This is a genomic window from Micromonospora sp. NPDC005257, from assembly GCF_042872445.1.
In the GTDB taxonomy this organism is placed as follows: Bacteria; Actinomycetota; Actinomycetes; order Mycobacteriales; family Micromonosporaceae; genus Micromonospora.
In genome coordinates this window covers 183,359-204,587 of record NZ_JBIAKL010000001.1, presented here as the reverse complement: position 1 = coordinate 204,587, position 21,229 = coordinate 183,359, and the positions used below count along the sequence as shown (strand labels likewise).

The following is a 21,229-nucleotide window of genomic DNA, read 5'->3' as shown; positions in this document are numbered from 1 at the left end:
GACTCTCATCGCTGCCGCGCTACGACGGGCGGTTCGCTGACCACCCTGCCCGGCCCATTCATTCCGGTGCATCTCCACAGTTGCCCATGCGATTCGGGCGCCGACGGGGTGCGGGCCGCCCGTGCCGGAGCCCGGGCCACGAGGCGAGGTTCAGGAATCGCGCCCGGCTCGGTCACGCCCCGGACCCGGGAATCGGACCGAGCCCTGGGCCGTCGGTGGCGGCGGCGCGCGACGTCGGGATTCCTCCCCGGTACGAACATCGCCCGCCTCGGCCGGCCTGGCGTCTCGGGGGCCTACTTGAGCGGCATGAGGTCCAGAAGCCGGTCGAACTCCGCGACGGTCGGCGCGTCGAAGAGGTCATCCATCGAGATGTCCCGGCCGGTTACCGCGCTGGCACGGCTGGCTATCAGCATGGCGTCGATCGACTCGCCGCCGAGGGTGAAGAAGTTGTCGTCGATGCCGCACCGGGGCCGGGCGAGCACCTCGGCGAAGATCGTGCAGAGCGCTTCCTGGCGGGGAGTGTCCGGCGGCCGGTAGGGCATCAGGCCCCGTAGGTCGGGTTGGGGGAACGCGTGCGGGTCGGCCGATCCCCCGGATTTGACCGGAATGGCGTCGACGACGGTGACGGCGGCCGGCACCAAGCTGCCCGGCAGCCGCTTCCTGAGGTGCTTGTACAGCTCGGCGAGGTTGAGGCCGACGCTACGCAGCACGATGTAGGCCACCAGGACATGGCCGAGGGCTTCGTGCTCGTGGGCCAGGACCGCGACCTCGGTGAGCCCGGGGTAGTCGGTCAGGGCATCTCGCACGCTTTGGATCACGGCAGTAGCCATCAGCCGCTCACCTTCCAATCGAGGCTCCATCCAAGGCTTCCGGGCTACCTTCGCACGCGAGGGCATGGGAGCTGTCTCCCAGATTGCGCGGATGCCGAGCCTGCTCAGAGGCAGCACAGGCCGATCGTGTCGATGAGCTTCGAGGGGTGACAGGCAAGCGGGCCAGGCCGATGTGGATCAGCTACGACCCAGCGGGGCACCGGCGTCGGTGCCCCGCTGGTGACGGAGGCGGGAACTGGTCAAGCGCAGCGGCGCGGCGGCCGGGTCAGCGCGTGGGCGGGAGCCGCTTCAGCAGGACCGGCACGACGATCGCAGCGGCGACCAGGTGCAGAGCGACCAGGGTGACCGCAGAGCCGGCATCGAACCCGATCGCGAGGCTCGGGACGACGGACAACACGAGAAGGGCCACCACCGTCCGCAGGAATGTGGACCGAGGCCGACGTGCCTTGCGCGCCATGACAACGGCGATTCCGACGCCGACGAGCGAGAAGATCAGCGTCAGCACCGTGAACACGGGGAGTGGGATGCTCTCACCGGTGCCGTCACTGAACGAGACACCCACAGCCGAGGCGATCGCCGCGAGGACGGTTGTGGCGATCGCGGCGACGACGGCCGCGACGACCCCGTGCTTCCAGATCGACTGTCGCTCGGTGGCCGGGACCGACGAACCGGTGGACGGGGCTGTCCGGGTGTGCGTGTCATCCATCATCGTGTATTCCTTCGCAGTGCGGGCTAGACGGGCGACAGCACCGGCGGACACGGAACGCCACCGCTCGGCTCCATCGGCATGGTCACAAACCGGAAGGTATCGGTAGGCGACAACCAGCGCATCTTCCATCGTGCGCACTTCGGCAACGGTCTCGCTGCTCATCCGGCGGCGGGCGCAGCGGCGACCGACGCGGTCACCTTCATGCCCTGCCTGAGGGTCGCGGCCACCAGGCAGCCGCGTTCGGCGACCACGACGAGGTGTTCGAGGTCCGCAGTCGGGCACGAGTCGCAGGACACCTCGATGTGGATCGCACCGAATCGCCGGGGGTTCGCCTCGAACACGCCGGTGACGCGGCAGGCCGCGCCCTCGACCCGGGTGGACCGGGCCTCGGCGGCGGCGTAGAGGGTGCTCATGAAGCAGCCACCGACCGAGGCGAGCAGCGTCTCACCGCCCATCGGGCCCGCGTCCGATCCACCGTTCGAGGACGGACGGTCCATCACGATGGTGTAATCGCGAATGCTGGCAATGGTTGCCGTATGCCCGCTTTGGGTGAGAGCCACCGTCATCTGGTCCATGTAGGCATTCCCCTTTCGCGAGGTCATGATCGGCACCTCGAAACAGGCCACCACGCCGGCTGCCCATCGTGCCGCGCCTGTCGACGTTCCGACAACCCGCCCTCATCCCGGCGATAGGCGTGTGGTCCGATGCGCCGCCGGTTTCAGCACTGGTGAAGTGGCACCGTCGCGCGTCCGGCCGCCACCATCGAACGGATCCTCGGGAATGATGAACGGCGTCGCTCAGGAGGAGGAAATTGATCCACAGGCGTCGGGCGATGCATGCTGCCGGTATCCACAAAGGAGGCAGGAATGCATCGTCCTCGGGTCCTCATCGTCGGTGCCGGGCTTGCCGGCACGGCGACAGCCATCCGGCTCCTGCAGTTCGCCCGCGAGCCCATCGAGATCGTCTTGCTTGAGCGTCGCCGGGACTACCGCTACGCGGGCGTGGCGTACCACCGGGACGGCAACCCCTGGGATCACGTGTTCAACATCCAGGCCGGCCGGATGTCCGCGTTCCGCGAGGACGTCCACGACTTCGTCCGCTGGGCCAATCACGAGGCCGATCGCAGCGGATGGACCGCGCCGTGGGGAGACTTCACGTTCGTCGGACACGGCCCCGCTCCACGCCGGATCTACCACGACTACCTGACTGATCGCATCACCGGAGCACGCTCGGAGGCGTACCCCGGCGTGGACCTCGTCGAGACCGAGGGTGAGGCGGTGGACCTCGACATCCGAGCCGGCCACGTCGAGGCCTCCATCCGGCTGTGCTCCGGCGACGGCGCCGGGCACACGCAGACCCTGACGGCCGATCACGTGATCCTCGCGACCGGCATGGAGCTCCGGGAGCCGGCGTTCGCCAGCCAGGTGCTGGGACATGACGCGTTCATTCGGCACCCGTACTCCGAGGAGGGCGTGCGGCGGCTGCTGGCAACCCCGCCCGAGGCGAGCGTCGTGGTCGTCGGATCGGTGTTGAGCGCGTACGACTCCGTGGCCCTGCTCCTGCGCCAGGGGCACACCGGCGCCATCCGGCTGGTCTCCAAGTCGGGCACGATGCCGCGTGCGTACCCCGAGCACCACGAGCACGGCGTGGTCCAGCTCCCTGCCCCTGAGCGACTGTTCGAGCCGTACCGGGACCGGTCGGACTTCCTGGCACGCCTCCACGCCGAGTGGGAGGCCGCCTGCGCCGCGGTCGGCGCGGAGCACCCCGACATCCACCGGCGGATCATCACCGAACGGGTGGCGAAGGCATGGGAGCCCCACCTCCCCCGGGTCATCGCGCAGATCCCGACCGACGAGCTGCGGCAGTTGCTCAAGGAGTTCAGCACGCAGATCGCCTCGCTGCGAGTCGGCGCGGTGCCCTACACGACGGCCATCGTGGAGCAGGCCATGTCCCCCGACCACGGCTCGGTCGAGCTCGTCGTCGGCCGGATCGAGGACGTCGACCCGGCGGCGTCGGGACGACTCGACGTCGCCGTGGCGACGCGGGCCGGCACCCGCGTCCTCTCCGCCGACCTGGTGGTGTGCAACTTCGGCCGGGAGTTCGACTACACGCACGTCGCATCTCCGTTGTGGACGAACCTGCTGGCCGACAACGTCGTCACTCCCCATCACCGCACCGGCCGCGGCATCGAGGTCGACACCCGGGGTACGCCCCTTCGGCCCGACGGCGAGCCGGTCGAGGCGCTCTCGGCCATCGGGGTCATGCGCGAGGGCGACGAGATCGTCCGTAACGGCCGTACCGGCGCCTTCGCGTTCAACCTCGCCGCGATCAAGAACCACTCCGTCATGGTCGCCGCGCACGTTCTCGAACGGCTCGAACTGCGCTGCGACGGTGCGGCACGCCGGGCCGCGGCGGAACTGCGCCGCACGCTCACCGACGACGAGGCGACGCGCGACGGGTTCGCGCACGCCGTCACCCTGGAGGTCAGGCGACTCGCCGCGCGGTCCCGGGCCGAGCGGGAACGCCTCGACGCAACCCTGACCGGTCGCCTGCGCTCCGATCACTTCCACGGCGTACGCGCCGAGGAGGGTGACCGGCTGCTGCGCGCCGCGGTCAACCAGGCGGCGCTCGAGAAGCTCACTGACATTTCGGTGACGCCACGCGAGCTGCGGCGGCAGCTCGGCATCACGAACGAGGGAGAGGCGGAGTACCCGTGACCGAACGACAGATCCGTGGCGTGCTGCTCATCGGCGGAGCCACATCCGTGGTGGAGGGGCCGTGCAACCGCACCGAACGACCGGTGGCGGGCTCCGTCGTCGTCGCACAGACGCTCACCCCGAGGCTGTACGACGCTCTCACGACCGCTCGCGCCGTCGTCTGCGGCTCCGGCGGGCGCACCGGCCACATGCAGTCCGTCTGTCGCGCCAAGGGCATCCCCGTCCTGCGCGTCGACCCCGGCGACCTCGACAAGCTCGTCGGCGTGGTGACGCTCGACCTGGAGCGGGCGACAGTCGTCGTCGGCGCCGGCGGCGGCGCCGACGCGGCGGCCATCGGCCGGGCCGGTCCGCCACCGGACGTTCTCGGCTCGGCCTGCGCGGTGATCGCCGACCTTCGGGACATCCGCAGCCTCAACGCGAGTGCTCGGGGTACGACGGCCGTCGAGTCGTTCTTCGTCCGGGAGGAGTTCCTGTGCTTCTCCGCGGGCCTCAGCCCGATCGACGCCCTGCGCGGCGGGGCTGCGGTGCACGCCTACGGACGCGCGATCGCCGACCAGTTGCGGGCCTGCGTGGAAGCGCTCCGGCCGGGCCAGCGGCTGATCCTGCGGATGCTCGACCTGCGCTCCAACGACGCCGCCCACATCACCGGTGAGGCCACGGTGCCGAGTGAGCCCAACCCCGACATGGGCCTGCACGGCACCCGGTGGCTGCTCCGGTCGGCCGCCTATCCCGAGGCGCTGCACGTCATGCTGGACACCCTGCGCGCGCAGCTCGGCGCTCAGGCCGGCCTGGTGCACCTCTCGGCGCCGTTCCTCACCGACGCCGAGGAGTTCGCGAAGTTGCGACCGCACCTCGGCCTGTCGACCGAGACGCCCCTGTCCGCGTTCATCGAGACACCGGCGGCGGTCCACGCCACGTCGGACATCTGCGCCGCCGGCGCCGACGAGCTGTTCGTCGGCACCAAGGACCTGGTGCAGTTCTATCTCGCCGCCGACCGCAGCAACCACCTTGTCGCCGACTCCTACCGCACCCGGCACCCGGCCGTCCTCGACGGGCTGCGACGGGTGATCGAGGACGCGCGCCGCACCGGCACTCCGACCCGGGTGTTCGCGCTCGGCGCCGACCTGCGCTACTACCTCGACCGGCTGCCGACGCCGACCGGGTACATGATGTGCGTCTCGGAACTCCGGCACGTCCTGCGGCCCTCGGATCGCGCTGCCTGACCCGCCCTGGTCGGCGCGTGGAGCGGGCCACTGTCGATGTGAGAACTGCGCACGCAGGAAGATGTGCCCCCGACCGCCGCGTGCCACGGTACGACATGGCTTACATCGATCTGGGCGTGGACGAGCATGAGTTTCCGGGAATCACGGGCCCGATGCGGTTCCGCCCGGAAACCGCGCAGCCGCTCAACATGCTCGCCGAAGTGCTGCTGCGCGCACCGCACTCCATACCGCCCGGCGAGCGGGAGCTGATCGCGGCCTACGTCTCCGGTCTCAACGACTGCACGTTCTGCTGCTCGTCGCACTCGGCGTTCGCCGCCGTCCAACTCGACGCCGGCATGACCGTGGTGGACAAGGTGCGCGCGGACCTGGACTCCGCGCCGGTGTCACCGAAGCTGCGAGCGTTGCTGCGCATCGCCGGCGCGGTCCAGCAGAGCGGCCGGGCGGTGACCGTCGACCTGGTCGACGCCGCCCGGGCGGAAGGCGCCGACGACGTCGAGATCCACGACACGGTGCTCATCGCCGCGGCGTTCTGCATGTACAACCGATATGTCGACGGGCTGGGCACCTTCGCGCCCCAGCGACCGGAGGACTACCTGCCGATGGCCGCACGCATCGTGGAAGAGGGCTACGGCAGCTGACCGCCGGACAGTCGAGCAAGGACCAATATGACATCGACCACCTTCGGTCAATACTGTCCGGGTCATGGCTGGCGACGCGACAGCGGTGGTGATCGGTGCGAGCATGGGCGGCCTGCTCACCGCCCGGGCGCTCAGCGAACATTTCGCGCGGGTGGTCGTGATCGACCGGGACCTGCTGCCCGCCGCACCGGAGAGCCGCCGTCACGTGCCGCAGGACCGGCAGCTGCACGTGCTGCTGGCCCGCGGCAGGTCGGTGCTCGAGGAACTGTTCCCGGGGCTGACCGCGCAGCTGCGCGACGCCGGCGCGCCCATCGTCGACCTGCACGAGCAGGTCCACTGGTACAACGACGGTTACCGCATGCGGCGGGCACCGTCGGACCTCATCGGCGTCGGGGTGAGCCGACCCCTGCTGGAGCACGTCATCCGCACCCGGGTCGCCGAGCTGCCCGGCGTCGAGCTGGTGCCGCGGACCGACGTCACCGGCCTGCTCACCGATGCCGGCGGCATGACCGTCACGGGCGTCCACGTGGCCTCGCACGGCCAGACAGCGGCGCCGTACACCATCACGGCGGACCTCGTCGTCGACGCCGGGGGCCGCACCTCCCGCAGCCCTCGGTGGCTGGCTGAGCTCGGTTACCGGCCGCCGCCGGAGGACCGGGTCCGCGTCGACGTCACGTACGTCACCCGCCTGTACCAGCGCTGCCCGGAACACCTTGACGGCCTGCTCGGCGCGCTGACCAACGCGGTACCGGGTGCGCCCCGCGCCGGGATCGCCGCAGCTCTGGAAGGTGACCGGGTGGCGATCGCGCTCAACGGCATGCTCGGCGAGCAGCCGCCGACCGACGACGCGGGCATGGCGGCATTCGCCGAGGGACTGGCAGCGCCGCACATCGCGGCAATCGTCCGGTCCGCCCCACCGGCCGGCGAGCCGGTGACGATGCGGTTTCCGGCCAGCATCCGCCGCCGGTACGAGCGGCTGCGCCGGTTCCCGTCCGGATACCTGGTCGTCGCCGACGCGCTGTGCAGCTTCAATCCCATCTACGGGCAGGGCATGACAGTCGCGGCGCTGGAAGCGCTGCTGCTGCGCCGCCTGCTCGCCGAACACGGCACCGGGATCGCGCCTCGCTTCTTCCGCGGCGCGGCCCGGATCATCGACGGACCATGGGCAATCGCGGTCGGCACCGACCTGCGGTTCCCCGAGGTGCCGGGTCGGCGCGGCGCCCGCGTGCGGCTCACCAACAGGTTCGTGCACCGGCTGCATGTCGCGGCCAGCCACGACGCGGTGCTCGGCGCGGCGTTCCTGCGGGTGCTCAACCTCGTGCGGCCGCCGACGTCTCTGCTCAGGCCAGGCATCGTGCTACGGGTCCTGCGCGGGTCCCTGCGGGCGCCGTAGGGCTCCACGGCCGACCCGGCGCCGTCAGGCGCGCGACGGGGAGCTGGCGAACTGACCGGCCGCGCGTCCCCTGCCGGCCGGGCCACGGTACGCCTGCGCCAATCCGATCCATGTGCGCGCGTCGGTGCCGGTGGCGACGAGGCCCAGGTCGCTGTGATGGCGGCGGCGGGTCGCGAGCAGGCACAGGTCGACCGCGGAGCCGGTGACCGACTGGGCCGCGTCGGCCGGGCCGAACGTCCACTGCTCGCCCGAGGGCGCCGTGACCTGGAAGCGGAACTGCTCAGCCGGCGGGGTCAGGTCATTGGCCTGGTAGCCGAACTCCCAGGTGTGCACGACGAACTCCACGATCCGCTTGATGCGGTCGGTGTGTCGCCGTTGAACGCCGAGCGCGTCGGCGATGTCCTGACCGTGGGCGAAGAGCTCGGTCATGCCGGCCGCGCACAGGACGGGCGCCGGTATCGGCCGGACGAGCCACGGCACGAGCGTCCCGTCCGGAACGACCGCGAGCGCCGCGACGCCGGCGTCACGCTCGGCCCGCCACCGGGCGAGGAGCGCTTCCCGCGGCAGCACGAGGTATTCCGCCAGTGCGGCGTTGACAGCCCGGTCGAAGGCGCCGAAGCCGGTGCCGATGCGCTGGGTCAGGGCGGTGAAAGCCGCGGGGTCGGCGGCGGCGAGGCCGGCGATGCGAAAGACGAAGGCCAGATGACCGACCTGATGGGCGACGGTCCAGCCTTCGGCGGGCGTGGGCAGTGTCCACTGCTCGTCGGTGAGACCGGCGACCATTCGGTCGAAGTCCTCGGCACCGGCGGTCAGGTCGGCGATCACGTCGTGTGCGGTCACGTGTGGATTCCTCCGGTCGAAACGGGTACGGGGCGGATCGGTGTACGCCTCAAGCCTGCGGCGGTTCGCTCGCCGTGTCGTCTCCGCCCGTGCCCGTGGGCGGCGCCGACCGCATCGCTGCCGTGGCCCGGCTCTGTCCGCGGGTAGGCCGCAGGGGCCACCGTTCAGGCACGGGCGTTGTTGGGCATGTGCACGACCCGCAGGAAGGCCCGCAGCCGCCACGGGCGGGGGCCGCCGACGATCACGTCCCGGCCGGCCGCGGCGCGCAGCGCGCCGACGCGGCCGAAGAGCATCAGGTTGAAGCGGGCCGGACGGAAGGTCAGGCTGACGTCGTACGGGTCGTCGGGCGGCGCGACCACGACCCGGCCCCGGTGCAGCACCAAGGTCGCCGTCGTGGTGTGCGCGGAGCGGAACTGGACCGCGATGCGCTGACGGGGCATACGGACCGAGGGGTTGAGCAGCGCGCCGTAGTCGTTGCGGATCATGTCGACGAGGAACAGGTCGAAGAACAGTGCCGCGTCGGCGTCCGGCATCCGCCACGGCAGGCGGGCCGCGCGCGCGATGTCCCAGCCGTGCACGAGCATCTCGTTGACGAGGTGCGCGAGCACCCCGGCCACGGTCACCTGGGCGTTGCCCAGCCAGGTGACCGTGGAGGCCGGTTCGGCGGTGCGGGTGACGAGCAGGATGCGCTCGATCGACGTCCGCAGGTCGCGCAGGACGGCCCTCAGGTCGCGCTCGGTGAGGTGCCGCATGACGTGGGAGTTCGTGTCGGCGACGGTGTCGACGTTTGTGCTCGACAGCAGTTCGCGCAGGCCCGGCACCGGCAGCGGTGGCGCGTCGGGGTCGAGCAACAGCAGACACAGCGAGCCGATGGACAGCACGTGGGCGGCAGAGTCGGCGATGGACCACTCCGCGGTCGCCATCGCGGCGGGATCGGGTGCGGATCTGACGAGCGCGTCGAAGCGTCGGCCGGTCTCGAGCACAGCGGCCCGGGCTCGCATCCAACCGTCCTGCGTCACGACTGTCATCCGCACCATCCCGAGAACGTATTCCGGCCGGGTGGCGCTCCCGGGGCAGGCAGCAAAGGGCGAAAAGCGGCCGTTACCACACAGCCGTCAGTCGCCGAACCGCGCAGCCACCTGATTCCGGCGCACCGTCCGCATCATGACCGACATCAACACGTCGAACAACACACTGCGCACCATGGCTTCGGCCTTCGCATCGCGACCGCTCCCCCTGATCAGATCCATCTCGGCCTCCACCACGCTGCCCGCCGCCTCCGCGAACGTCAGGAAGTATCGACCATGGGCATCACAGCCAAGAGCCCGCAACGTGGTAAGCACCTGTACCAACGACTCACGCCCCGACCGCGTGGCCTCCTCGTCCCACCCCAACCTGTCAGCCAGCGCATCGATATCCGATCTCGCCGCCTCCATGCCGTCGAAGTCAGCCGGATACGGCGGCGCGGTCACTCCCACCCGATCCAATCCCGCATAGACCCCGGCCAACGTCATACTCGGATCCTCAAGCACCGTCAACAGACCACGCACCGCCCCGATCTCCAACCCACCCACCGTGGTGAGCGCCCGGATCAGGCGCAGCCGCTCCAGATGACACTCCTCGTACCGCGCCTGGTTACGCGCGGTCGGCGTCCCCGGCGGCAACAGACCTTCACGGAGGTAGAACTTCACCGTGGGGATCGGCATGCCAGCCCGCCGGGCCAGTTCCGAGATGCGCAAACCCACCCCCATCGCCGAGTGACCTTGCCGCGAGTCTGCCACGATCGTCATGACAGAGCTACCGCAGAAATCTTGCACGCTGGGAATGTCGACTGTAGTAATTGCACGGTCGCGGCGGGGCGCGCGTGTCCTCAGTGGTCGAACTGGCCTGGCCGGCGGCCCTCGCCGGCCGGTCCGCGGTACGCCTGGGCGATGTCGAGCCACCGGTCCGCCTCCGCGCCGGTTCCGGTCAGGGCCAGGTCGTCGCGGTGCCGGCGTCGGGTGGCGAGCAGGCACAGGTCCACGGCAGGCCCGCTGATCACGTCGGTCGCGTCGTCCGCGCCGTACGTCCAGAGGGCGCCCGACGGCGCGGCCACCTCGAACCGCAGCCGAACGTCGGGCGTCTCCAGAGCGCGGGACTGGTATCCGAAATCCCAGGTGCGGGAGATGAAGTCGACGAGGTGCCGGAGCCCGTCGTCATAGGTGCGACGCACGCCCAGCGCGTCAGCGATGTCCTGCCCGTGCGCGAACAACTCCATCATGCCCGCCGCCGCCAACACCGCGGCCGGCAAGGGGCGCACCAGCCACGGCACGATCTGCATGGGCGGCGTCCCGGCCAGCGCCTCGTCGACCGCCACCCGCCAGGCCCGCCACTTCTTGAGCAGCACGTCGCGCGGCTCGGTGAGGTAGGCGCCGAGGGCGCGCTGCACGTTGGCGTCGAAGTCGCCCCCGAGTGACGCCGTGAACGCGCGGAAGTCGTCGGGCGCGGAGACCGCGGTCTCCGCCATCCGGAACGTGGCGGTCAGGTGGGCGATCTGGTGGGCGACGGTCCAGCCCGGAGCCGGCGTCGGCCGGTCCCAGCTCGCGGCGTCGAGGTCCGCGACCAGCCGGTCGACTTCCTCGCCCTGGGCGGTGAGCTGCACGTAGATGTCAGGCAGTGCGGTCATCGGGGTTCCTTTCCGTAGCGGGGAGGCGCCAGGCGACGGGAGCGGCGCCCGGCCGGCGGACGACCAGGAGGAAGACCACGACGAGGACGACCAGGCCGTCGATGACCAGCAGCGTGGCGCTGACCGGGTCGACGTCGTGGCCGCCGTGCCCGGCATGAGCGCCACTGTCGTCGGCGGCCGGATCGGTGAGGACACGGAAATGGCGGGTGCCCTGCTCCTGCCCGCCGTCGGCGAACGTCACCGAATAGACGATGGTGAAGTCGCCGGCGCGCTCGATGCCCACCGGCTGCGTCAGGCTGAACCCGGCGCCGACCGGCCGGCCCGGCCCGTTGACCGGGCGGCCGTCGCCGGACAGCACTCTCACCTGCGACGTCTCGGCGACCGGGGCGTGGGTGAAGGTCAGCGTGACCTGCCGCGGCGCGGCGGCGAGGGCCGCGCCGTCGGCCGGGTCGCTGACCGTCGCCGCCACCGCGGCGGCCGGTGCGAGCAGGAGCACCGACGCCGCGAGCAGCGGCAGCACCGCCTTCCGGAGAAGCCGCGGCATGTCAGGCCGTCGTCGGACGGGGAATGCCCGGCGAGAAGCTGGCCTGCGGAGCCGCACAGTCGCAGGTGACGTTCGCCCGCTCGGCCGGGGTCGGGCGCAGGTGCAGGTACATGGCGATCACCATCGGGATGAAGACGACGGAGTTGTAGAACAGGTGCAGCTCCACCCGGGGCATCACCAGCTGGGCGATGCTCGTAGGCACCGTGCCGCCGAAGAAGTAGGTGCCGGTCTGCGCCTGGATCAGCAGCAGCAGGTGCTCGATGTGGTGCCAGAACTGCAGTCCGAGCGCGATCCCCCACCACACCTTCGAGCGCCCGGAGAAGCCGGGGAACAGCAGGAACAGGAAGACCAGCATCACGATGGCGTAGCCGTAGTGCAGCCACTCGGAGCTGACCAGCCAGGGCCAGAACTGTCCCAGCACCCCGCGGGCCTGGGGGCGCGGCTTGTTGAGCACCCAGATCTGGTAGGCCTGCACGAGATGCTCGGCCCAGTGCGCGACCACAACGATGAGAAAGAGTCGCAGCGTGACCCGGTGGTAGCGCCCGTTCACGAGGGCGAGAACTCCGGATTTCTGTCCCATCATTCGTCTCCTCCGATGTGACGACGTCGAGGAGTCACGTTATCGGCACACTGAAGACCACCATTCTTCTGCCGTGCGGCATTCAGACTCCGGTCAATCTGCCGGTGGCCGCCCGGCCAGCCTGGGCGGCGCTCAGGTGACCCGCTTCGTGCAACCAGTGAACGGTGTCGGCCAGGGTGTCGACGAGCGGCCGCGGGGCCGGCGCGTCGTCGAGCGCGCGGGCCACCTTGCAGACGTAGATGGCACCGTGCTCGACCGGGACGTGCACGGGCAGCACCCGCTGCGCGAGCCCGGCGAGCCGGCCCACCGGCAGCAACGCGGCGGCCGGCAGGTGCACGGCCGGCAGCCGGCGGCCGGTGACCGCACGCAGCGCCCGTAGCAGCTCCGAGGTGCGCACGAACCGGCCCGGCGCGGCGAGCTGGGCCGGCCCGCCGCGGATCAGGACGTCGGCGTGCCAGACGGCCGCGTCGCGGACGTCCCCGATCGGGAAGCCGCCGTCCGGCCAGATCGGCATGAGGCCACGCAGCACGTCGCGCACCCGCCGGGTCTGGTCACCCAGGCGCGGGTCGTGCGGCCCGAGCAGGGCCGGCGGGTAGGTGACGAGCACCGGCAGCCCGTCCCGCCGGTACTGCCGGGCCACGTGATCGGCCGCCGCCTTGCTGGCCAGGTAGGGCTCCCGCGGGGCGCCGACCGGCGCATCCGAGGTGATCGGCCCGGTCGCGGGCAGCAGCGCACCGAACGTCGAGACGTGCACGACCCGGTCCACCCCGGCGTCACGGGCAGCGGCCAGCACGACCTCGGTGCCGCGGCGGTTTACCGCGCGCATCTCGGCGTGCCGGCGCGGATCGAAGCTGTAGACCGACGCCGCGTGCAGCACCCCGGCGCAGCCGCGCAGCGCCGCTGCCACGGCCGCTGGATCGGTGACGTCCCCGAGTGCCGTCGGCACACCGGCGGCGCCGTCGGCGAGCGGCTCCAGCGCTTTCCGGGCCCGCTGCGGATCCCGTACGAGCAGCCGCACCGGAACTCCACGGCGGACCAGTTCGGCCGCGATGTGCGAACCGAGAAAGCCGGAGCCGCCGGTGATCAGAAATGTCATGGCGCACCTCTACGCATTCTGGGAGTTGGCCTGAGGTACAGGCTGGCGAAAAGAATTGAAGAATCCCACTTTGCACCCGAATGGAGTGACGAATGGTGTCCATGGTGAACCCTGCGGAAGGCGCGGCTACTTTCGCGCGACAGGTCAAGAAGGCCTCGGACGCCGAATTGCGCGAGCTGGTCGCCGGGGACCGGCGCAAGACCGTTCTCGGCGACCTGATCGCCGGCATGCCGGACGTATTCCGGCCGGACCGCGCCGGTGCCCTCCAGGCCGTGGTGCACTGGCATGTGACCGGCCCCGCCGACGGCGAGGACGACGTCTTCGAGCTGGAGATCGCCGGCGGCCGGTGCACGGTGTCCCCGCGACCGGCGCGCACGCCGCGGCTGGTGCTGCACCTCGACGCGGTCAACTTCGTCAAGATGACCACCGGCAACGCCAACGCCCGCATGCTCTTTCTGCGCGGCAAGCTGAAGGCCCGCGGTGACCTCGGTCTGATCAACAAGTTCCCCGCCCTCTTCGACGTGCCCCGGCCCTGAGTGGCCGGGGCCACACCGGCGAGCGGCCGGGTCCGTCGAGGCGGACCCGGCCGTTTCACGCCTGGGCGAGGAGAGGACGGCGGCTGCTGGTGCGCGCCTCCGGGGGCTCGGCCACGTACCGCACCCCGACACCGCGCCGGGCGACCGCCTCGACGATCCGGGGCACCGCCCGCTCGGCCAGCGCCGCGATGGTGAAGGCCGGGTTCACGGTCAACGCACCGGGCACCGACGAGCCGTCGGTGACGAAGATGCCGGGGTGGTTGCGCAGCTCGTGCGTGTCGTCCAGGGCGGACGTCTGCGGGTCGTCGCCGATCCGGCAGGACGACAGCGGATGCACCGTGTAGGCGCCGATCACCTCGTCGCTCCACGGCGTCACCTTGGCCAGGCCGTCGCGCTCCAGGATGTCACGCACGTCCGCGTCGGCCCGCGCCCAGGCGGCCCGGGTGTTCGCCGTCGGGTCGTAGCGCAGCGGGCCGCGGCTGAGCATCTGCTGCGAGACCCGGTCGGCGTTGCCGGTCTCGGGCGGCGGGCCGAAGACGCCCTCGTTGTCGTCCTCGGACATGATGAAGATGGTCAGCCACGACTGCCAGCGGCGCAGCATCTCCTTCTTCTCGAGGCCGAACCACGTGGGCCCGGTGGCGTCACGCACCTGAGCGAGGATCGTGCCGAAGCCGGGCGGGAAGTAGAGCTGCTCCAGCGAGTAGCGGTGGAACTCCGGCAGGTTCTCGTCGAGCCGGTCCCAACTGGCGCAGACCGGGCCCTTGCCGATCTGGTACCCCTCGTAGGCCCGCCCGTCGGGACGGGAGAGGCCGAGCACCTCACGCACCCGGTTCTCGTCGACGACCGCCGTGTTGAGCCGCTCGCCGTTGCCCGAGAAGTACCGGCCCACGGCGGCCGGCATCTCGCCGAGGTCGTCCTCGGAGCGTTGCAGGATCGCCGGGGTCGCCGCTGCGCCGGCCGCGACGATCACGACCTTGCAGTCGATCGCGCCGCTGCCGGTGACGCTGCGGTAGTCCACCTCGTCCACGGTGTTGAAGTGCACCCGGTAGCCGTCGTCGGTGCGCGAGATGCGCTGCACCTCGTGCAGGGGCCGGATCCGGGCGCCGTGCGCCAGCGCCCCGGGCAGGTAGTTCAGCAGCAGTGAGCGCTTCGCGTCGAACCGGCAGCCGGACATCATCCAGTTGCAGTTGGTGCACCTGTCCCGGTCGATGGCGGCGGGCACCGGGTTGGCCGTACGGTCCGCGTGCGCGCACGCCGCCCCGAACAGGCCCCCGGAGTACGTGACGTCGTTCCAGTCCTGCCGGGTGATCGGCAGCGACTCGGCGACCATGTCGTACCAGGGATCGAGCGCGGCGCGGCTGATGCTGCTCGGCCACAACCGTCGTCCCGCGCCGCCGAGCCGCTCGAAGGCGTACCGGGGCGCCCGTGGCATGGCCGCGAAGTAGACGACGCTGCCACCTCCGACGCAGTTTCCCCCGAGGATGTTCATGCCGTCGCCCATGGTGAACTCGAAGGCCCGGGTGCTCGAGCTGCCGAACTTGAAGTCGTGCTCGAAATCCTCGCCGGTGAGCCAGGGACCGCGTTCGAGCACGACGACGCGGGCGCCGCCGGCAGCGAGCCGGTAGGCCGGGATCGCGCCACCGAAGCCGCTGCCGATCACCAGGACGTCGGTGGTCTCAATAGGTGTCATGCGGGATCTCCCGAGGGTGTGGTGTGCGGGTGCGGGGAGGCGAGCACCCGGCGGTAGGAGAAGTCCGGGAAGCGCCACAGGCCGTCGGTGTCGGGCCCGGTGAAGCCCATCGTGGTCAGGCCCGGATGGCCGGCGGCCAGGGCCTCGGTGGTGTGCACGGAGGCGCCCGTGTCCCAGGCCATCACGCTGAACATGGCGAGCGGCACCCACAGGTCCTGCTCGTCGGTGCGTGGCGCCATCAGCTCGGCGGCCAACGCGGTCCGGTCGTCGAAGTCCAGGGCGACGAAGGCGGGAACGCTGTCGTCGAGGGTCAGGCCGCGCCTGTCGGCGTACGCCTGCGCGTGGTCGTTGAGCCCGATCACGAGCGTCGGCAGCAGCCCGCCGAGGCCGCCCTCCTCGGACGCCATCAGATCGACGGCGCCGGACGCGACCGCGCCCCCGCCGTCGGCCGCGCCGGCGACGGCTCGGTCGGTGGCGTGCCGCCGCTCTCCGGGGATGATGGTGTCCGCGAAGGCCTCGAGCGTCATCACCTCGGAATCGGTCAACCGCGTGGATTCCGGTGGCATCCCTGCACCGCCTTTCTGCGAACGTCGAATCGAATTCCCATGTTCATTCGCTGCGCCGTTCGGGGTCATCTCTGGGCTTGCGGCACGATGCTGCGCACGCGTGAAGGCGCTAGGCGGGCACGGATGTGGACACGATGGAGACGGCCGTTTCGCCGTCTCGTCGAGAAAGAGAGAGCCGATGACTTCGACTACCGCATCCACCGAACAGGCCGCCATCGCCGCCGTCCCGGCGCGCATGGTCAACGCGTGGCGTGAGCACGACGCCGACGCCTTCGCCCGGTTGTTCGCCGAGGACGGGACGCTGATCCTGCCCGGTGTCTTCGTTCAGGGACGCGAGGCCATCAGGCAGTTCATGACGAACGCGTACGCCGGGCCCTACCGCGGTACGACGGTCACCGGGACGCCGATCGCGATCCGGCCGCTCGGTCCGGGTGCCGTGGCGCTGCTGACCGAGGGCGGGGTGATCGAAGCCGGCGCCGAGGAGCTGGCGCCGCAGAACGCGATCCGGGCGTCGTGGATCCTCGTCAAGGAGAACGACGACTGGGTGCTCGCGGTCTATCAGAACTGCCCGCGCGACCGTTCCTGACGTCCCTTTCGGCCAACCGAACACGCCGCCGGTGGAAAAGCACCGGCGGCGTGTTCGTCTCACCTCTGCCCGGTGGTAGTCAGTTCGGCGGAAGCCGCCGGGGACTGCATGTAACGCCGGCTCAGCCGTCGGTACGAGCGGCTCAGCATCGCCAGGACGGTGACGATCAGGCCGATGACGCCGCTCAGCATGAACATGAGCGCGAGGCCCCGGTCGGCGCCGGTGCCGTACCAGCCGCCGATCGTCCGGGCACCGGCGCCGTCGGTCATGAACGGGACGAACAGGAACTGGGCGATCGGCGCGATCAGGAACGTGGCCAGCGGTGAGGCAGCCTGCTCGACGCTCTGCGCGAAGCCGAAGACGCGCCCCTGCCGCTCGTAGGGCACCACCTTCTGCAGGATCGTCTGCTCGGAGGCCTCGGCGTACGGCTGGAGCAGGGTGTAGATGAACATGCCCACGGACAGCAGGATGATCGAGGACCGTAGTGGGAACAGCAGGGTGACCGTCCACAGGCAGAGGTTCACGATGAGCAGCAGCCGCACCGGGTTCCTGCTCAGGCCGGTCCGGGCGATGATCAGCCCGCCGACGATGAAGCCGGTGGACAGCACTCCCCAGAGCAATCCCCACGCCTGGACCGACATCAGCGACAGTCCGTAGGGGGTGATCAGCGCCAGGAACACGCCGCCGAGGACGTTGTTGAACGACGAGAAGACGATCAGGGCGCCCAACCCGGGCGCCTCGCCGATCAACCGGATGGTGCCCCGCAGGTCCACCATGCCGCCCGGCACGCCCGCGTCGGACGCCGGCCCGTTGGCGGCCGGCTCGCCCGGACGGGTGTCGGCGGCCGCCGCGCGCTCGGGGACCGGCACGAGGCGCAGGTGCGCCGCGGAGGCGGCGAGCACCACCAGGGCCAGGACCAGCACCCAGAACATGCCGTCGATCGCCACGAGCACGCCACTGATCACGTTCGTGACGACGCCGACCACCCCGATGGTGGCGCCGATCAGGCCGTTGGCACGGTCCCTGGCCTCCTCGGGGATCAGGACCGTCACCAGCGTCGGCAGTGCGATCAAACGGATGTTGCCCGCGACGACACCGGACATCAGCACCACGACCAGCGTCCACAGGACCACGCTGGTCGGGTCGGTGAACGACGCCGGCGACGCGGTCTGGTAGATCACGAAAGCCACGAGGTACAGCACCAGCGACACCACCGACGACAGCTGCATCATCGTCTTCTTCGGGTGGCGGTCGACGAGGCTGCCGAACCAGATGCCGGTCAGCGCGGTCATCGCCAGGTAGAGCCCGGAGATCACTCCCGTGGCGAACACCGAGCGCGTCTGCAGGTACACGTAGAAGGTGACCCCGAACCAGACGGTGACATTGATGATCGAGACCAGCACGGTGCTGACCAGAAGATGGTGGAAGGCCTTGCGTTTCACGTCGACGATGCTCATAAACGCCTCCCGCTCGAACGCCAGGTGAGTTCGTGCTCCGGGGCATCACCCGGACGACGCGACCGGGCCCAGTCTGGCCTCGCGCCCGAACCCGGGGCATCTCCTGAAAAGCGACCTCGGCGCCCGGCGGTGGCCGGGTTCGCCCACGACGGCGTGGACGCCGCCGCCGTCACGGGTACGGCGGCGACGCCCACAGTGGCCGTCGCGGCGGCTCGACTAGGCCAGGGCCGGTGCCAGCTGCGGCCGGCGGCTCTCCCGGTACGAACGCACCCACCAGTACACGCCGCGGATGACACACACGATGGTGACCGCGAAGAACAGCGTGTAGACCACGTTGAAGACCATCAGGATGCCGTAGACGGTGGCCACCGAGGCGCCGAACATGAACATCGCGCGGCCGGTCGAGGGCGTCGTGCCCGGGTCCGTGATCATGTAGTTGGTGAACAGGACGAAGGCCACACCGGTCATCGGCACCAGCGCGCCCCACAGCGAGACGTCCCAGATCCAGTGCCGTACCAGTGCCTGGATGACGAAGCCGCCCGCCCAGCCCATGATCAGCAGGACCTTCCTGGTGAGCATGGCGTTCAGCACGGTGCCCGCCGTGAGGATGACGAACGGGACGATGAACGAGATCGCGTCCGGCACCGACTCGGTGAAGTGGTACGGCGGCGCGATGTTCACCCACGAGAAGGCGAGCAGGGTGATCGTGATGCCGAAGTTCGACGGGTTCAGGAAATGGCGCATCCGGCCCTTGATCGGGGCACGGAAGACGTATTTCTGCCCGATCGCCACCACGACGGCGAACGCGATGGGCCAGAAGTGCACGTTGGCGTAGAGCAGCATGTTGCAGGCCAGCGCCGTGATGTGGGTGGGTAGCAGGAAGGTGTACATACCCCACGCGCCGTTGCCGGCGTACTCCGGCCGGCGGCCGTTGGCCCACGCCGCCACCGACTCGATGGCGATCTCGGCGGTGTAGCCGACGGCCAGGGCCAGCAGCGGCCAGAGCCACGGCTGCTCGAAGCCGAGCACTGTGTAGCCGAGGATGTTGAAGACGCTCATCGAGATGGCGAAGTTGCGCAGCGCCTTGTAGCGGGGGTCGGCGGAGTCGACGCGGGCGGGCTCACGCGCCGCCTCTCCGGAGGCCGCGGATGGTGAGACCAGCGGCTCTGCCGGCCGGCTCCTCGTCGCGGTCCGAACCTCGGTGTCGGTCATCGTCCTGGTACCTCCGTTGCCTGCTCGGTGAGCATTACGTCGTGCCACCCGTGGGTGAGGTCGAGCGTCTGGCTGCGGGCGACCCCGTTGGCGTCACGCCACTTGACGGTGGCCTCGACGGGCTGCGAGCCGGCGTCGCCGAGCCCGAAGAAGACGTCGAAACTGCGTCGGCCGCTGTGCCCGCTGCCACCGTCGAGCTGCGAGATCTGCATCCGGCCGTCGGCCCTCTTGATGCAGACCTGCGCGCCGTACGCGGGCGTACGGGCCCGGTCGTCGCCCAGCGCCGGGCGGAAGAGCCGCAGCCCGAGGAAGTTCCCGTTGCCCGCCTTGGCGTTGCGGTAGTAGACGGGCGCGTCCCACTGGCGGGCCACCGCGAAGTCCTGGGCGCCGTCGTTGTCGGCGTCACCGACCGCGATCCCGCGCGTCGGCACCGGCACCGCGAGGCCGAGGTCCTCGCTGACGTTCAGGAACTTGCCGTCCTTGCCCGGTGCCCAGAACGCCAGCTTCTGGTGGCCGGCGATGTCGTCACCGGGCTCGGCCTTCGGCCACATGTGCGGGTTCTGCAGCATGAGGTCGTTGCTCATGGCCAGTTCCTGCAGCCACGGCCAGCGGTTGATGGTGCCCTTGACGAAGCCGTCCGCCTGCACCACAGCCATGCGCCCGCTGTTGTCGAAGTCGGCCATCTTGGCGTCCCAGCCCCAGCCGGTGAAGGCCATGTGGTGCTCGGCGGCCTTCTGGTCGTACGGGGCGATGCCCTTGCGGAGCTTCCGGCCCGCCTCCTGCTCGTTCGCCGCGTTGTTACGCCACACGAAGTTGCTTTCCTCGATCCCCCACGGCGTCGTGATGTTGCTGACGAACATGTCGAACCGGCCGGTGCCCATCAGGTCGCCGAAGTCGATCGACATGCCCTTGAACGAGTCGTGGCCGACCACCATCGACTTCGGTGTCATGGCGCCGCGGCGTCCCTCCGTACCGGCGAACTTGATCTTTCCGGGGGTGGACACGTTGTGCAGGAGGTGGTCGTTGCCGAAGTCGTTGGCCAGGTACAGCTCGGGCAGCAGGTCGCCGTCCAGGTCCGCGGAGCCGGCTCCCAGCGTCCAGCCGGAGGCGAGCTTCGGCGGCACGGCGCCGGGCTGCTCCTGGTAGCTCACCGAGGGCTGGTCGCCTCCGGTGGCGCCGGTCCAGCGCAGCACGTGCGCGCCGCCGCCGTTCTTCGCCCGGGACATGGAGTGGTTCATCTCGACGTTGCGCGGGGAGTCGGGGTCGAGCACCCCGCTGTCCGGGAAGTAGTTGAACACCCCGATGTCCGGATGCGAGTCGCCGTCGAAGTCGGCGACCGCCACCGCGTTGGTGTTCCACAGCGGGCCGTGGTAGCTGCCGTCCGCGGAGGGCGACTGGGGCACCAGCTCGGACGGTTGGTAGGTCGCCTTGCTGAGCGACGTCGAGGCGCCGGTCTGCTTGTTGAGGAAGACGATCGGCGTGCGGCCCCAGTAGTAGGTCAGCAGGTCCATCCGGCCGTCCTGGTTGAAGTCGCCGGGCGTGCAGCCCATCGGCGCGACCCCCGGGCCGCTCGGCAGCGGCGCGGGATCCAGCACGAACGGCGCATACCGAGTCCCGGTTCCGGGTACGGGAGTGACGATGACGGAGTCGCTGCGGGTGTCCACCAGGCAGAGGTCCTGGGCGACGCCCGCCCCGGTGAGGTCGTTGACGGCGATGCTCGCGCCGACCGACGAGATCCAGGAGCGGATGTGCTGGTAGTCCTGGTTCACCCGACGGACGTTGTTGTTCGGCAGCCCCGGCGGGAGGGCGATCGGGAGTTCGGTGAACTGGTAGCGGGACGAGACCTCGGCCCGCTCCGAGGCTGAGGCGGACGGCGCGCGGGCGATGGTGTAGAGGCCGGCGACCAGCAGGATCGCGAACAGGGCCGGCAACATGCGCCGTGGCCGT

21 protein-coding genes are annotated in these 21,229 nt (G+C 70.4%); 6 read left to right on the top strand and 15 right to left on the bottom strand.

Annotation, left to right across the window (positions count from 1 at the left end):
- Positions 1-293: 293 nt before the first annotated feature.
- The 3 genes from ACFYO8_RS00860 to ACFYO8_RS00850 all read right to left on the bottom strand — a co-directional run bounded on the left by ACFYO8_RS00860 (position 294) and on the right by ACFYO8_RS00850 (position 2,141).
- Positions 294-830 carry a phosphopantetheine-binding protein gene (locus ACFYO8_RS00860; protein WP_354864282.1) on the bottom strand — a complete coding sequence of 179 codons (537 nt, stop codon included), beginning with the start codon at positions 828-830 and terminating at the stop codon, positions 294-296.
- Positions 831-1,095: 265 nt separating this feature from the next.
- Positions 1,096-1,701, bottom strand: coding sequence for a DUF6069 family protein (locus tag ACFYO8_RS00855; RefSeq protein WP_354864284.1), 606 nt, complete (start codon positions 1,699-1,701; stop codon positions 1,096-1,098).
- The gene (locus ACFYO8_RS00850; protein WP_354864286.1) at positions 1,698-2,141 is read right to left on the bottom strand and encodes an OsmC family protein; all 444 of its coding nucleotides are present in this window, start codon (positions 2,139-2,141) and stop codon (positions 1,698-1,700) included. Before ACFYO8_RS00850 ends, ACFYO8_RS00855 begins: the two co-directional genes overlap by 4 nt.
- Before the next feature lie 264 nt (positions 2,142-2,405).
- Between ACFYO8_RS00850 and ACFYO8_RS00845 the strand changes: the two genes are divergently transcribed.
- The 4 genes from ACFYO8_RS00845 (at position 2,406) to ACFYO8_RS00830 (ending at position 7,510) form a co-directional block, all read left to right on the top strand.
- Entirely contained in the window at positions 2,406-4,256 is a 1,851-nt protein-coding gene (locus ACFYO8_RS00845) for an FAD/NAD(P)-binding protein (RefSeq protein ID WP_387256614.1), read from the top strand.
- Entirely contained in the window at positions 4,253-5,479 is a 1,227-nt protein-coding gene (locus ACFYO8_RS00840) for a putative PEP-binding protein (RefSeq protein ID WP_387256613.1), read from the top strand. The genes ACFYO8_RS00845 and ACFYO8_RS00840 overlap by 4 nt, the downstream gene beginning before the upstream one ends.
- Positions 5,480-5,574: 95 nt before the next feature.
- Positions 5,575-6,117 carry a carboxymuconolactone decarboxylase family protein gene (locus ACFYO8_RS00835; RefSeq protein WP_387256612.1) on the top strand — a complete coding sequence of 181 codons (543 nt, stop codon included), beginning with the start codon at positions 5,575-5,577 and terminating at the stop codon, positions 6,115-6,117.
- Positions 6,118-6,181: 64 nt separating this feature from the next.
- The gene (locus tag ACFYO8_RS00830; RefSeq protein ID WP_387256611.1) at positions 6,182-7,510 is read left to right on the top strand and encodes an FAD-dependent monooxygenase; all 1,329 of its coding nucleotides are present in this window, start codon (positions 6,182-6,184) and stop codon (positions 7,508-7,510) included.
- 24 nt (positions 7,511-7,534) lie between these two features.
- Here ACFYO8_RS00830 and ACFYO8_RS00825 read toward each other — a convergent pair whose 3' ends face one another.
- The 7 genes from ACFYO8_RS00825 to ACFYO8_RS00795 all read right to left on the bottom strand — a co-directional run bounded on the left by ACFYO8_RS00825 (position 7,535) and on the right by ACFYO8_RS00795 (position 13,235).
- Complete coding sequence (locus ACFYO8_RS00825) at positions 7,535-8,350, bottom strand: TIGR03084 family metal-binding protein (RefSeq protein ID WP_387256610.1); 816 nt, start codon at positions 8,348-8,350, stop codon at positions 7,535-7,537.
- A 164-nt stretch (positions 8,351-8,514) separates the two neighbouring features.
- Entirely contained in the window at positions 8,515-9,378 is an 864-nt protein-coding gene (locus ACFYO8_RS00820; RefSeq protein WP_387256609.1) for a maleylpyruvate isomerase N-terminal domain-containing protein, read from the bottom strand.
- Positions 9,379-9,465: 87 nt separating this feature from the next.
- On the bottom strand, positions 9,466-10,140 hold the full coding sequence (locus ACFYO8_RS00815; RefSeq protein ID WP_387256608.1) for a MerR family transcriptional regulator: 675 nt from the start codon (positions 10,138-10,140) through the stop codon (positions 9,466-9,468).
- Positions 10,141-10,220: 80 nt separating this feature from the next.
- Complete coding sequence (locus ACFYO8_RS00810) at positions 10,221-11,015, bottom strand: TIGR03084 family metal-binding protein (RefSeq protein WP_387256607.1); 795 nt, start codon at positions 11,013-11,015, stop codon at positions 10,221-10,223.
- Positions 10,999-11,559, bottom strand: a complete 561-nt coding sequence (locus ACFYO8_RS00805) for a copper resistance protein CopC (RefSeq protein ID WP_387256606.1) — start codon at positions 11,557-11,559, stop codon at positions 10,999-11,001. Before ACFYO8_RS00805 ends, ACFYO8_RS00810 begins: the two co-directional genes overlap by 17 nt.
- A 1-nt stretch (position 11,560) precedes the next feature.
- A complete protein-coding gene (locus ACFYO8_RS00800; protein WP_387256605.1) occupies positions 11,561-12,139 on the bottom strand; it encodes a hypothetical protein in 579 nt (192 codons plus the stop codon).
- Positions 12,140-12,221: 82 nt separating this feature from the next.
- Positions 12,222-13,235 (bottom strand): NAD-dependent epimerase/dehydratase family protein, encoded by a 1,014-nt coding sequence (locus tag ACFYO8_RS00795; RefSeq protein ID WP_387256604.1) that lies wholly within the window; start codon positions 13,233-13,235, stop codon positions 12,222-12,224.
- A 92-nt stretch (positions 13,236-13,327) separates the two neighbouring features.
- Here ACFYO8_RS00795 and ACFYO8_RS00790 point away from each other — a divergent pair, with 92 nt between their 5' ends.
- Entirely contained in the window at positions 13,328-13,771 is a 444-nt protein-coding gene (locus ACFYO8_RS00790) for an SCP2 sterol-binding domain-containing protein (protein ID WP_355014871.1), read from the top strand.
- A 55-nt stretch (positions 13,772-13,826) separates the two neighbouring features.
- Here ACFYO8_RS00790 and ACFYO8_RS00785 read toward each other — a convergent pair whose 3' ends face one another.
- On the bottom strand, positions 13,827-15,461 hold the full coding sequence (locus ACFYO8_RS00785; protein WP_387256603.1) for an FAD-dependent oxidoreductase: 1,635 nt from the start codon (positions 15,459-15,461) through the stop codon (positions 13,827-13,829).
- The gene (locus tag ACFYO8_RS00780; protein WP_387187946.1) at positions 15,458-16,027 is read right to left on the bottom strand and encodes a DUF5987 family protein; all 570 of its coding nucleotides are present in this window, start codon (positions 16,025-16,027) and stop codon (positions 15,458-15,460) included. Before ACFYO8_RS00780 ends, ACFYO8_RS00785 begins: the two co-directional genes overlap by 4 nt.
- Before the next feature lie 178 nt (positions 16,028-16,205).
- Between ACFYO8_RS00780 and ACFYO8_RS00775 the strand changes: the two genes are divergently transcribed.
- Entirely contained in the window at positions 16,206-16,613 is a 408-nt protein-coding gene (locus ACFYO8_RS00775; protein ID WP_354864315.1) for an SgcJ/EcaC family oxidoreductase, read from the top strand.
- A 59-nt stretch (positions 16,614-16,672) separates the two neighbouring features.
- Here the strand turns inward: ACFYO8_RS00775 and ACFYO8_RS00770 are convergent, their stop codons facing one another.
- From ACFYO8_RS00770 to ACFYO8_RS00760, 3 genes are all read right to left on the bottom strand, one after another.
- Positions 16,673-18,070 (bottom strand): MFS transporter, encoded by a 1,398-nt coding sequence (locus ACFYO8_RS00770; RefSeq protein WP_354864317.1) that lies wholly within the window; start codon positions 18,068-18,070, stop codon positions 16,673-16,675.
- A gap of 216 nt (positions 18,071-18,286) precedes the next feature.
- Positions 18,287-19,282, bottom strand: coding sequence for an enediyne biosynthesis protein (locus ACFYO8_RS00765; RefSeq protein WP_354864319.1), 996 nt, complete (start codon positions 19,280-19,282; stop codon positions 18,287-18,289).
- Positions 19,279-21,216 (bottom strand): CRTAC1 family protein, encoded by a 1,938-nt coding sequence (locus ACFYO8_RS00760; RefSeq protein ID WP_355096178.1) that lies wholly within the window; start codon positions 21,214-21,216, stop codon positions 19,279-19,281. Before ACFYO8_RS00760 ends, ACFYO8_RS00765 begins: the two co-directional genes overlap by 4 nt.
- Positions 21,217-21,229: the final 13 nt, after the last annotated feature.

Bases quoted from the DNA above. Each gene is read 5' to 3' on its own strand.
- ACFYO8_RS00860 (WP_354864282.1), bottom strand. From the start codon at position 830: ATGGCTACTGCCGTGATCCAAAGCGTGCGAGATGCCCTGACCGACTAC.
- ACFYO8_RS00855 (WP_354864284.1), bottom strand. From the start codon at position 1,701: ATGAGCAGCGAGACCGTTGCCGAAGTGCGCACGATGGAAGATGCGCTG.
- ACFYO8_RS00850 (WP_354864286.1), bottom strand. From the start codon at position 2,141: ATGACCTCGCGAAAGGGGAATGCCTACATGGACCAGATGACGGTGGCT.
- ACFYO8_RS00845 (WP_387256614.1), top strand. From the start codon at position 2,406: ATGCATCGTCCTCGGGTCCTCATCGTCGGTGCCGGGCTTGCCGGCACG.
- ACFYO8_RS00835 (WP_387256612.1), top strand. From the start codon at position 5,575: ATGGCTTACATCGATCTGGGCGTGGACGAGCATGAGTTTCCGGGAATC.
- ACFYO8_RS00830 (WP_387256611.1), top strand. From the start codon at position 6,182: ATGGCTGGCGACGCGACAGCGGTGGTGATCGGTGCGAGCATGGGCGGC.
- ACFYO8_RS00820 (WP_387256609.1), bottom strand. From the start codon at position 9,378: ATGACAGTCGTGACGCAGGACGGTTGGATGCGAGCCCGGGCCGCTGTG.
- ACFYO8_RS00815 (WP_387256608.1), bottom strand. From the start codon at position 10,140: ATGACGATCGTGGCAGACTCGCGGCAAGGTCACTCGGCGATGGGGGTG.
- ACFYO8_RS00810 (WP_387256607.1), bottom strand. From the start codon at position 11,015: ATGACCGCACTGCCTGACATCTACGTGCAGCTCACCGCCCAGGGCGAG.
- ACFYO8_RS00805 (WP_387256606.1), bottom strand. From the start codon at position 11,559: ATGCCGCGGCTTCTCCGGAAGGCGGTGCTGCCGCTGCTCGCGGCGTCG.
- ACFYO8_RS00800 (WP_387256605.1), bottom strand. From the start codon at position 12,139: ATGGGACAGAAATCCGGAGTTCTCGCCCTCGTGAACGGGCGCTACCAC.
- ACFYO8_RS00795 (WP_387256604.1), bottom strand. From the start codon at position 13,235: ATGACATTTCTGATCACCGGCGGCTCCGGCTTTCTCGGTTCGCACATC.
- ACFYO8_RS00790 (WP_355014871.1), top strand. From the start codon at position 13,328: ATGGTGTCCATGGTGAACCCTGCGGAAGGCGCGGCTACTTTCGCGCGA.
- ACFYO8_RS00785 (WP_387256603.1), bottom strand. From the start codon at position 15,461: ATGACACCTATTGAGACCACCGACGTCCTGGTGATCGGCAGCGGCTTC.
- ACFYO8_RS00780 (WP_387187946.1), bottom strand. From the start codon at position 16,027: ATGCCACCGGAATCCACGCGGTTGACCGATTCCGAGGTGATGACGCTC.
- ACFYO8_RS00775 (WP_354864315.1), top strand. From the start codon at position 16,206: ATGACTTCGACTACCGCATCCACCGAACAGGCCGCCATCGCCGCCGTC.
- ACFYO8_RS00770 (WP_354864317.1), bottom strand. From the start codon at position 18,070: ATGAGCATCGTCGACGTGAAACGCAAGGCCTTCCACCATCTTCTGGTC.
- ACFYO8_RS00765 (WP_354864319.1), bottom strand. From the start codon at position 19,282: ATGACCGACACCGAGGTTCGGACCGCGACGAGGAGCCGGCCGGCAGAG.
- ACFYO8_RS00760 (WP_355096178.1), bottom strand. From the start codon at position 21,216: ATGTTGCCGGCCCTGTTCGCGATCCTGCTGGTCGCCGGCCTCTACACC.